Below are 11,184 nucleotides of genomic sequence, written 5' to 3'. Positions count from 1 at the left end.
ACGGGCTCGGCCGGTTCACCACAAGCCGGGAGCCGGACACAGACCTGTACAGGTACAGGGCCACGACACGTACGACGGCCGGCGGGCGGGTGGGGCAGCGCCTGCGCCGCACCGAGGGACATGAGGACGAAGGAGCACCGGCCGTACGCGCACAGCCAAGGCAGAGGCAGAGCGCGGGAACAGCGTGTGGGCACGTGCCGGCAGGTGCGGGAGCGGAACGGGGAACGGGGGACGGGGGACGGGGGACGGGGGACGGAAACAGCAGGAGGTGCCGGGCAGGTGCTGGTGCCGGGCGGGAATGAGGCGGGTAGCTGGTGCCGGGCGGGAACTGGCGCCGCGTGTGCCGGACAGGTACAGAACGGGGCGGGAGCCGCCCGCGCCACGCGGGTACGGGAACCGGGTGCCAGGCAAATACGGGAACGGGAACGGCCTGCGCCGCACGGGAAGGGGGGCGGGGTGCCGTGCAGGAACGGGGGGCGGGGTGCCGTGCAGGAACGGGGGGCGGGGTGCCGTGCAGGAACGGGGCGGGGCGGGTGGCGGGCTCGCGCCGCGGGGCGGGGCGGGCCGTGAGGGGGCGGGGTGGCGCCCACCCGGCCTCGATCGGCGCTATAGGCGGCGTCCTTAGCCTCCGGAACATGCGAGGCATCATCTTGGCCGGCGGGACCGGCTCCCGGCTGTGGCCGGTCACCCAAGTCATGTCGAAACAGCTCATGCCTGTGTTCGACAAGCCGATGATCTACTACCCTCTGTCCACCCTGGTGCTGGCGGGCGTGCGGGACATCCTCGTCATCACCATGCCCTCCGAGCGGGACTCCTTCGAGCGGCTGCTGGGCGACGGGTCACAGCTGGGCCTGCAGATCCAGTACGCGACGCAGCCCAGCCCCGGAGGCATCGCGCAGGCGTTCCTGATCGGGGCGGACTTCATCGGGGACGAACCGGTCGCGCTCATCCTCGGCGACAACATCTTCCACGGCGTCGGCCTCGGGGACCAGCTGAAGGCGCACTCCCGTCCCCGGGGCGGGCACATCTTCGCCTACCCGGTGGCGAACCCGAGCGCGTTCGGTGTCCTGGACTTCGACCGCGAGGGACGCGTCCTGTCCATCGAGGAGAAACCCGCACACCCCAAATCGAGGTACGTGGTACCCGGGCTCTACTTCTACGACAACCGTGTCGTCGAGATCGCCGGGTCCCTGCGGCCCAGCGCGCGCGGCGAACTGGAGATCACCGAGGTCAACCAGGCCTACCTGCGCCGCGGTGAACTCTCCGTGACCGTCCTGGACCGCGGTACCGCGTGGCTGGACACCGGGACGTTCGCCTCGATGGTGCAGGCCTCGGAATTCGTCCGGGTCATCGAGGAACGCCAGGGACTGAAGATCGGCTGCGTCGAGGAAGCGGCCTGGCGCAACGGGCTCATCGGCGACGACCGGCTGCGTGAACTCGCCCGGCCGCTCATGCCCAGCGGCTACGGAACCTACCTCACCGGGCTCCTGGACGCCGCCGCCGAAGACATCCAGCAGCCCCACCCCGCCCCGCACGACACCCGGCCCACCACCCCCGCCGCAGACACCCTCCCCGCCCCCGCGCAGGAGACCCTGCCCGCCACCCCCACCGGACAGAACCGGCAGCCCGCCCCCGCCGGGGAAACCCTCCCCGCCCCCGCCGGGCAGAACCGGCAGCCCCTGCCCGCCGGACAGACCCGGCCGGGAGCCGCGGCCGAAGAGGCCTGGCAGCCGGTCCCGGTCGGCGCCGGCGCCACCAGGTGAGAAGGAGACCCTGATGGAGATCGAAGAGCTCGGCATCGAGGGCGTCCACCTCGTCAGGCCACAGGTCCACGAAGACCCGCGCGGCGCGTTCCTGGAACTGTTCGCCGCCCACCGCCTGGCCGCCCGGACCGGCCGCCCCATGAACGTGGCACAGGTCAACTGCTCCGTATCCCGGCGCGGCACGATCCGCGGGATCCACCTCACCGCGGCCCCGCCCGGCGAAGCGAAGTACGTCACCTGCGTGAGCGGCACGGTCATCGACGTCGTCGTCGACGTCCGCGTCGGCTCACCCACCTACGGCCGGTCCCTCGCCGTCGAGCTGGACGACCGCCGGCGCCACGCCCTGTACATCGCCGAAGGCCTCGGCCACGGCTTCGCCGCCGTCAGCGACACCGCCGTCGTCACCTACCTGTGCGACAACACCTACACCCCCGGCACAGCGATCTCGATCAACCCCCTGGACCCGCAGCTCGCCCTGCCCTGGCCCCCCATCAACAACATCATCCTGTCCGACAAGGACAGGAACGCACCGACACTCGCCCAGACCGAAGCCCTGGGCGTCCTGCCCCGCTACGACGACCTGCGCACCCGGACACCGGCCCGGCCGCACGGGTGACCCGGCGTCACCCACCGGCGCACACACCGACACCAGGAACAGGAACAGGAACACTCATGAACAGGCACATCGCCTTCCTGAACATCCCCGCGGCCGGTCACGTCACCCCGACCCTGGGCGTCGTCGAAGAACTCGTCAAACGCGGACACAAGGTCAGCTACCTCGCCGCGGACGCCGTCGCCGAACGCATCGCCGCCACCGGCGCCGACATCATCCCCTACACCTCCACCCTCGACCCCCGCACGATCGCACCGACCGGCGCACAGGACTGGCTGGCCCGCGTCCTGCTCGGCGCGGTCCGTGAAGCGGCCGCCACCGCACCCTCACTCGAAGCCCACTTCGGCGACGACCTCCCCGACTGCCTCGTCTACGACATCTCCATGCAGTTCCTGGGCCGCGTCATGTCCCGCAAACTCGGCATCCCCGGCATCCAGCTCTACCCCGTCCTGGCCTCCCACCAGTACTTCACCGAAGCCCAGGACGCAGCCCAGGGACTGTTCGGCGACCTCACCCGCGAACTCCGCGCGTTCGCCGACTCCCACGGCCTGCACGACGTCCCCCTGGACGACCTCATGTCCGACGCACCCCGCAACATCTCCTTCATGCCACGCGAGTTCCAGTCCGACGCCGACACCTTCCCCGAAGACCAGTACACGTTCGTCGGGATCCCCATGCGCGAAAGCGACCTCCAGGGCACCTGGCGGCCCGCCAACGACAACCCCGTCGTCCTGATCTCCCTGGGCACAACCTTCAACACCCAGCCCGAATTCTTCGCGATGTGCGCCCGCGCCTTCGAAGGACTGCCCTGGCACGTCGTCATCGCCGCCGGCCCCGGCGTCGACCTCGAAGCCGTCGGCGAACTCCCCCCCAACGCCGAGATCCACCCCTGGCTCACCCTCCAGGCCGTCCTCGAACACGCCGGAGCGTTCGTCTGCCACGGCGGCGCCGGCAGCACCATGAACGCCCTCTACGCAGGAGTACCCCTCGTGTCCGTCCCACACAACGGTGACGAGGAAATGATCGCCGCGCGGACCGGCGAGCTGAACCTCGGACGTGTCCTGACCCCGTCAGAAGTCACCGCACAGTCCCTACGCGAAGCGGTCCTGGACGTCGCCGCCGACCCAGTCATCCAGACCAACGTACGCGACATGCGCCGATACATGCAGAAAGCCGGTGGCGCACCACGCGCAGCCGACACGATCCTCAACCACCTCACCACCACAACCCCGTGACCACCACCGGATGACACCACAACCCCGCGACCACCACCGCCGAGTACCCGCCACCCACCCCGCGACGAGCACCGCCGAGTACCCGCCACAACCCAGTAACCAGCACAGCCAAGTCGCCGCCACCACGTGACCAGCACACCCGGCCGACCGCCACCACCCCGGTGACCGCCACCACCCGGCAGCCAGCACAGCCACGTGGCAGCCACCACCACGTGACCACCACACCCGAATGACCGTCACCACCCGGTGACGGGCACCACCAAAATGACCGACCCGGCCCCGCAGGAGACAGAAATGAACTCACACGACCTCACCACCAAGCTCGTCCCCCACGACCTGTACCTGGAGATCCAGCAGTTCTACGCACTCCAGCTCAAGATCCTCGACCGCGGCGACGGCGCGCAGTGGGCCCGTACCTTCACCCCCGACGGTGTGTTCCAGGCCGCCGACATGCCCGACCCCCTGGTCGGCCGCGACGTCCTGACCAACGCGATCACACACCAGAGCGTCATGCACGAAGGACTCATCCTGCGCCACTGGGTCGGACAGCTCACCGTCGAACAGCTCGACGACAACACCGTCCGCGCCCAGAGCTACGTCATGGTCTACGTCGTCCCCAACCGGACCCTCCTCGACGGAGACGTCCACTTCCGCCACCACACCCTCTGCGACGACGAACTCGTCCGCACCGACGGAACCTGGCTCGTACGCAACCGGTTCGTGACCACCGACGGCGCCTACAAGTAAACCCCGCACACCCGGCACACACCCACGCAGCACAAGGACCCGCACAACACCCGGAACCGCAACACCCACAACACCCGCAGGACCGGAACCACACGGAACCCACAGCACCCGGACCGCACAACGCAGAACCGGCACGACGCGGAACCGCAGGACCGGGACGGCAGGACCGGGACGGCAGGACCGGGACGGCAGGACCGGGACGGCAGGACCGGGACGGCACAACGCAGGACCGGGACGGCACAACGCAGGACCGGGACGGCACAACGCAGGACCGGTGAAAACACCGCCCAAACGACCGCACCGGTACGGGTCCGTGCCCGCACACTCCCGTACCGGTGCGCCCAGGGTGCCGGTGAAGTCCGGGTGCCGGCGCGGGCTGCGGTGCCCGTGCCCCCGGGTACCGGTGAAGACCGGGTACCGGTGAAGACCGGGTACCGGTGCCCCCGGGTACCGGTGAAGACCGGGTACCGGTGAAGACACCAGCACAGGTGCTGGCGCGGGCTGCGGTACCGGTGAACACACCAGAACCGGGGTACGGGCACCAGCACCGGCACCGTCCGGGCCGCAGAGCACGGACCGGGCAGCGCCCAGGGGCGGGTTGTCACCGACGGCATCACCCGGCCTTCCGACGGTACCTGGCATCCGGTCCCCTCGTCCGCCGATCCGCTGCCCACAGGCGGATACACCGGCACCCGTGTGACCGGACACCTCTACCGGCACCGCACCGCCGGCACCGCATGGGTACCCGTGCCCGTACTCCCACCACCGGCCCGCGTCACCCACGCACAAACCCCACCCCCGCCCACCACCGACACCCCTGCCCGCCCCACCACCCACACCCTGCCCACCGGGCGCCCCCACCCACCGAGGGAACCACACACATGATCCCCCTCTTCAAAGTAGCCATGTCCCACCAGGCATCCGCACTCGTCGGCCAGGTCCTGGACAGCGGCTACATCGGCCAGGGCACCAAAGTCGACGAACTCGAACACGCCCTCGCCCAACGCCTGGACAACCCCCGCGTCCTGACCGTCAGCAGCGCCACCGCCGGACTCCACCTCGCCCTCCACCTCGTCGCAACCGAAACCCCCCACGACGGCGAAGTCCTCGCCACCGCCCTGACCTGCACCGCCACGAACTGGCCCATCCTCGCCAACAACATGCGCATCCGCTGGGTCGACACCGACCCCGACACCCTCAACCTCGACCTCGACGACCTCGCCCGGAAAATCACCCCCACCACCCGCGCGATCGTCCTCGTCCACTGGGGCGGCTACCCCGTCGACCTCGACCACCTCAACCGCATCCTCGACCAGGCCGAACACGACCACGGCAACCGCCCCCGCGTCATCGAAGACTGCGCCGACGCCTGGGGCGCCACCTACAAAAACACCCCCCTCGGCGGCCACGGCAACATCGCCGTCTACAGCTTCCAGGCCGTCAAACACCTCACCACCGGCGACGGCGGCCTCCTCGTCCTGCCCGACGACGACCTCCTCGAACGCGCCCGCCGCCTCCGCTGGTACGGCATCGACCGCGACAGCGGACCCAACCGCTTCAAAAACGACATCCCCGAATACGGCTACAAAGCCAACATGAACGACATCAACGCCACCATCGGCCTCGCCAACCTCACCCTCGCCGACACCAACCTCGAAAAACACCGCGCAAACGCCGCCTACTACGACACCGAACTCGCCCACACCCCCGGACTCCAACTCACCCAACGCAAACCCGACCGCAACCCCTCCTTCCTCTACTACACCCTCAAAGTCGAAAACCGCACCGCCTTCACCCACCACCTCAACCAAAACGGCATCACCACCAGCGAAATCCACCACCGCAACGACCACTACACCACCACCCACCCCTACACCACCCCCCTCCCCCAACTCGACACCCTCACCCACCAACACATCTCCATCCCCGTCGGCTGGTGGCTCACCCCCACCCACCTCAAACACATCACCCACACCATCAAAACCGGCTGGTAACACAAACAAAAAGAAAAGACACAACCCACCACCACAACCCAACAGCCAAAGCCCCACCAACAAGCAACCCACAAAACAAACACACCATCAGAACCAACAAATCACCCAGCCAAGCAAACACACCATCAAACTCAAAGACCTGAGAGAACAACCCGAATCCAGGCTCAGATTCAGGATCAGATTCAGGTTCGGTGAGAATGCCTCGCCCGAACCAGGCATCTCAGCCTGAACCAGATACCTTCAATGCTCCTCAGGACGAACGGCAGACCAAGGACCTAACACACACCACAAGCCCACACCCACCGACCAGCACCGGCTGCCCCATGAAGGTCCGCAGCGCACGTAGATCCCCTTTCCCCGGACCCCAGCTCCTCCACCCGCCCCACGCCCAACGCGCGAATGAGCTCGCCCCCCCAGGTCCGCCGCGCAGATGAAGAACTCCTGCTCCGCAGCGCCCGCCCGCTCCAGGCCGCGGGCGTAGTAGTGACGTTCCGCCTCGTCGCACAGGCCCGTGAGGCGAAGGCCCAGGCCCGGTGCGCCGAGGAGACCGGCAAAGCGTGCGATGCCCATCGCCCCGCCCATCGCCAGGACACAGACCCCTTCGGCCGCCAGGTCCCGGCCGCGGCTCGCGGCCAGAGCCCGACTGCTGCGGCGTCGCTCGGCCCTTCGAGCAGGACGGCCGAACGGGCCGACAATCGCGCGGCCAGCTCATGCGCGGGGTCACCGGGGCCACCGGCCGCCCACGCGGACACCGCTACCCGGAACGATCTCATGTCAGCCATGGGACGAATCTCCGCCCATGGCCACCACCGCACCAAACCAACTCGTCGGCCGACGATCAGCTCCGGCACTCCCTGGTCCGGGTGATGAGGAAATCACGAACGCCCTGCCCAAAACGGGGACCGCCTTGCAGCGGTCCTGTGCGTCATTTCGTGACTGTTCGGCCTCTCCGGCTCCAGCGAGTTGCCCGGGGCGATCCGTCCGCAGCCGGAGGGAACCGACCTGCCGTTCCACGCGGAGTGCGGCGGCCGGGGACCCGAACCCCACGTCCACGCGGAAGAATTCGGCGTACCGGGACACCGGGGACAGGGGCTGATGCGGCAGCTCCACCGACCGGAGGCCGGCCGGCCCACCGACCAGTGCCACCGCAACCTGGTGAAAGAGGGAGATCCCGAGCTCCATGACCTGCGGGAAGTACGGGGACTCGCGCGGGTCCTTGCGATAGGTCAGCGCGACCACCTCACGGCGTCCCCACGGATCCGGTTCGACATCGTTGCTCAGCGCCGCGCTGTGCACGAACACGAACCCGTGACGCGCACCCCAGCGCCTGGGCCACCGTGGACGACGCCTGGATGGCCGGTGCCAGCCGGCCGAGGATACCGATGTCCTGGCCCTGGGCCAGGCGGAGGCCGAGATCAGGGCACCGAAGGCAACGGGCGGCCTCGTCAAGCATCAGGTCGTGGCTGGTGATCGGGACGAATCCCTCCTCGGACGTGAGCGCCTCCGGAGAGATCGCGAACCTCCGTACGTACCCGTCCCAGTCACCACCGAGCTCCTCGACGAGGTGCGTGAACCCTCGCAGACCGGCCCCTCGGATCATCGCACCCATCGGGCGATGCCAATGCCGCGACCGGGATGGTCCACCCGGGCTGCGGCTCCCGCGCGACTCCAGCGCGCGACTTCAGCGCGCGGCTTCAGCACGCGGCTTCAGCACGCGGCTTCAGCACGCGGCTTCAGCACGCGGCTTCAGCACGCGGCTTCAGCACGCGGCTTCAGCGACCTGAACGCCCGTCACGTCACCGGCGGGCCTGTCGGCGGTGGGTGCGGTGCCCGGAAGGTGAACGCGCCGGGCCCTTCGCCGGTATCGCGGATCAGGGCGATGCGGTCCATCGCCTCGGCGACGCTCGGGCGGTGCCCGGCCGGGACCCACCACAGCGCGTGGTGGAAGTCGGCAAGTCGCTCGAACCACTCCCGGCGGCGCGTCAGCACCTTGAGGTGCTCGCTGCGGTAGGTGTAGTCCCGCAGTGCTTCGACCGATTCCCAGACCGAGCAGTTGATCAGGAGCATCTCGTCGTCGTGCTCGGGGCGCAGGTTCGTCGAGTCGGCTCCGCCGTCGTCGACCATGCGCCAGACGAAGCCGGGCGCCTGATCGGCGACGGCGTTGATCTCCGGGAGTTGCGCGACGAAGTCGGCGAGTTGGGGGCTGTCGAGCGGGGCGAGGATCCGCCCGACGTTGACCTGGGCAAGGTGGAAGGCGTTCACGGGGCCAGCATGCCCGGGTGAACGTTCTAAAGTCAACGAATGCTGTTTTTAGAATTCCCCGGTGACCCTCAGGGCCACACAACACCCCTGCGGAAGCGGATCCATCGCCGCGCGCCACCCCTGACCCTCCGGCAGCCCGGCGAGCAGACCCTCGATGCCGGCCAGGTTCATCCCGCAGACCAGAGCGGGGAACTGATCCGCCAGCACATGGAACGGGCAGTTGTTCAGCCGCAGGGTCTCGCCGTCCCAGAACGGCTCGTAGCCGCGCGACCGCAGCACCTCGGCCGGATCGGCCTCACTGTCCGATTCGCCACCCTCGGCCTCCCCGGCAGCCCTTGCCGCCGCCTGCAGCTCCGCGTCGAGCCCGGCGCGCTCCACCACCTCGGCAAGCAGGCGGCTCGCCGTGTCGTACGAACGGGGCGGCACGGACACCGCACGCTCGCCCCCGGCGCGCCGGTACATCTTCGCGGGCCGCCCGGCCCCCGGACCGCTGCGTCCCGAGAGCCGCCGGAAGCACACTTCGAGCAGCCCCGCCTCAACCAGCTTGTCCAGGTGGAACGCCGCGAGCGAACGGGAGATCCCGGCCGCTTCGGCCGCCGCGTCCCTCCCCACCTCGCCCGGCGTCCCGCTGACATGCCGATACAGTCCACGCCGCACCGGATCACCCAGTACGACCAACGCCTCCAGGGCGGCATCCTCACTGCTCACGGCCCGATTCTATAACCAACGTTCATTGATACCGGCGGAGCGATCATCCATCGACGCCGACGGCGTCGGCCACCCCTCACCCCCAGCCGCACAACGACTGCCGGAACAGACCCGCGCAAAGACCTACGCACTTCCACCACAGCCACGACCGCGGACCAGAAGCAGGAAGACCTCGACGAGGGTGGCGTCCGGCACGACCAGAACACCCCGCGCCATGCACTCGTTCCAGCAGTGCCTCACGCCCGACCCCACCCCGGGCCACCGCCCGGGGTGAGAACCGTCAGCAGTGGTGCGAATCCACCAGTTCCTGCTCACTTCACGGTCGTGACATCACCGCTGTGCGGGAATGACCTGCCGCATCGGCCGGGCGGGCGGTGGACACCCCGCGGCACCAACCCGCAGCGCCGGCTGCACATCGCCGAGGCGCCCAAGATCCTCTTGTCTTATTCGCCGCACGACCCGGCCGACGACTACTCGTGGGCGACGAACGTGCACAGGCAGACCCGCGGGACGGCCGTCCTGCTGCCGTCCGAGGTTGTGGGCCACAGCGTCAACGGTTGCAGCGACGTGCCGGTCACCGGCGACCGTCCGCCCGCCCGGCAGGCCGTCCCGACAGCGGCCCACTGCCAGGACGTTCCAGGCCTCCAGGTCGTCGGCTGTGAAGCCGCGACAAGCCGACGCCGCCGCCTCCCCCGGGCAGCTGGGCGGGTTGCCACGTCCCAGGAGGCGCGCGGGCCGACGGTGAGCAGGTATCGGCCACCTTCCAGGACCTGGGTGACGACTGAGGTCAGGCTCAGGCGGCCGCCGTGCTGGGGACACTCGCGGAGATCACGGACGACTGTCCTCGGGCCACACTGCACCATGGCTTCGGCCCTGTGCCTCAGCGAAGGACTCGGCCTGTGGACAAAGGCGGCGCGGCACCTCGTGGGGCTGGGCAGGATCGCCCTGCTGACGGGCGACGACGAGCAGGCCGCTGAACTCCACGAGCGGGCCCGCGACCTGACTGCCGGACACGGCTACCGTCCGGGCCAGGAGCTCGCCGACATCGGGCTCGGCCTGCCGGCGAGGAGGCAGGGCCGGCGACGACGCCGAGACGTATCTGAACGCCTGGCTGGAGTGGAACCTGCGGTTGGACAGCGCTCACGGAACGGCTCTGATCCTGGCCGAGCTGGGCTTCATCGCCGAGCTGCATGGTGATGCGCCGACCGCGCTCACCACACACCGCCGGGGCCTTGCGGCGGCCCGGCGTACCGATCTCGCGCGGTGGCACTGGCCCTGGAGGGGCCGGCGGGTGCCCGTGCGCCGGCCGGCCGCTACCGGAGCGCGGATCGGCTCCTCGCCGCGGCCACCGGTGCCCGAGACCGGTACGGTGCCCCGCTGCCCCAGGCCGAGCGTGCGGACGTCGACCGGATCTCGGCGGTGACCGGCAAGGCCCGCGCGGAACGGATCTTCCGGTCACTGCCGCGAACAGCGGTGAATGATCCGGAAGTCACCTCGGTCGTCCCGGCAGGGCACGAGTCCGCGTGTCCCCGCACCGGTGGGCGACGCGCTGGGAGTGACGCGCCGGCGGAGGCCGGTGAACGACCAGCAGCCGCTCGTACGGGCGGCGTCTGCTGGTCGTCCCCGTTCGCTCCGGCGTCTGGAAACCTCTGAGCCCGTCAACGCCATGAGCCGTCCGTGGCAGCGGTCCCGTCCGCGTATACGCCGCGCTGCCGCGCGCCGGCCAGTTCCGAAGGGCGGCAGCGGGCACGGTCCCCGGAGCGGCGCACCGCCGGAATCCGGCTGCGCCGCGCGCCTGGCTGTTCTCCGTATCCGGCCGGGAGAACACGGCCCGGCCGTCCAGCCTTCGCGGCAGCGCCGGA

Annotated in this window: 8 protein-coding genes and 2 pseudogenes; 5 read left to right on the top strand and 5 right to left on the bottom strand. The window is 69.5% G+C overall.

Annotation, left to right across the window (positions count from 1 at the left end):
- Positions 1-635 precede the first annotated feature (635 nt).
- The 5 genes and pseudogenes from rfbA to OG524_RS35755 form a co-directional block, all read left to right on the top strand.
- A pseudogene (gene rfbA, locus OG524_RS35775) lies at positions 636-1,490 on the top strand (glucose-1-phosphate thymidylyltransferase RfbA); the annotation flags it as partial.
- Between the two features lie 286 nt (positions 1,491-1,776).
- Entirely contained in the window at positions 1,777-2,379 is a 603-nt protein-coding gene (locus tag OG524_RS35770; RefSeq protein ID WP_405385920.1) for a dTDP-4-dehydrorhamnose 3,5-epimerase family protein, read from the top strand.
- 56 nt (positions 2,380-2,435) lie between these two features.
- Positions 2,436-3,611, top strand: coding sequence for a macrolide family glycosyltransferase (locus OG524_RS35765; protein WP_405385922.1), 1,176 nt, complete (start codon positions 2,436-2,438; stop codon positions 3,609-3,611).
- A gap of 294 nt (positions 3,612-3,905) precedes the next feature.
- Positions 3,906-4,358 (top strand): nuclear transport factor 2 family protein, encoded by a 453-nt coding sequence (locus OG524_RS35760; RefSeq protein ID WP_405808500.1) that lies wholly within the window; start codon positions 3,906-3,908, stop codon positions 4,356-4,358.
- Between the two features lie 881 nt (positions 4,359-5,239).
- Positions 5,240-6,352: a DegT/DnrJ/EryC1/StrS family aminotransferase gene (locus tag OG524_RS35755; RefSeq protein WP_405385926.1), complete on the top strand. Its 1,113-nt coding sequence runs from the start codon at positions 5,240-5,242 to the stop codon at positions 6,350-6,352.
- A gap of 301 nt (positions 6,353-6,653) precedes the next feature.
- On the opposite strand, the pseudogene OG524_RS35750 reads toward OG524_RS35755, so the two are convergent.
- The 5 genes and pseudogenes from OG524_RS35750 to OG524_RS35730 all read right to left on the bottom strand — a co-directional run.
- Positions 6,654-7,134, bottom strand: a pseudogene (locus OG524_RS35750) (TOPRIM nucleotidyl transferase/hydrolase domain-containing protein); the annotation flags it as partial.
- The gene (locus OG524_RS35745; RefSeq protein ID WP_405812542.1) at positions 7,127-7,591 is read right to left on the bottom strand and encodes an AraC family transcriptional regulator ligand-binding domain-containing protein; all 465 of its coding nucleotides are present in this window, start codon (positions 7,589-7,591) and stop codon (positions 7,127-7,129) included. The gene OG524_RS35745 and the pseudogene OG524_RS35750, both read right to left, overlap by 8 nt.
- Before the next feature lies 1 nt (position 7,592).
- Positions 7,593-7,961 (bottom strand): AraC family transcriptional regulator ligand-binding domain-containing protein, encoded by a 369-nt coding sequence (locus OG524_RS35740; protein ID WP_405812408.1) that lies wholly within the window; start codon positions 7,959-7,961, stop codon positions 7,593-7,595.
- A gap of 182 nt (positions 7,962-8,143) precedes the next feature.
- A complete protein-coding gene (locus OG524_RS35735; RefSeq protein ID WP_405812407.1) occupies positions 8,144-8,614 on the bottom strand; it encodes a DUF3291 domain-containing protein in 471 nt (156 codons plus the stop codon).
- Positions 8,615-8,662: 48 nt separating this feature from the next.
- Positions 8,663-9,322, bottom strand: a complete 660-nt coding sequence (locus OG524_RS35730; RefSeq protein WP_405812406.1) for a helix-turn-helix transcriptional regulator — start codon at positions 9,320-9,322, stop codon at positions 8,663-8,665.
- Between the last annotated feature and the right edge of the window lie 1,862 nt (positions 9,323-11,184).

It is taken from the genome of Streptomyces sp. NBC_01520 (assembly GCF_045040375.1).
In the GTDB taxonomy this organism is placed as follows: domain Bacteria; phylum Actinomycetota; class Actinomycetes; order Streptomycetales; family Streptomycetaceae; genus Streptomyces.
Note: the sequence above shows the minus strand (reverse complement) of the source record. Positions and strands in the feature narration are given on the sequence as shown.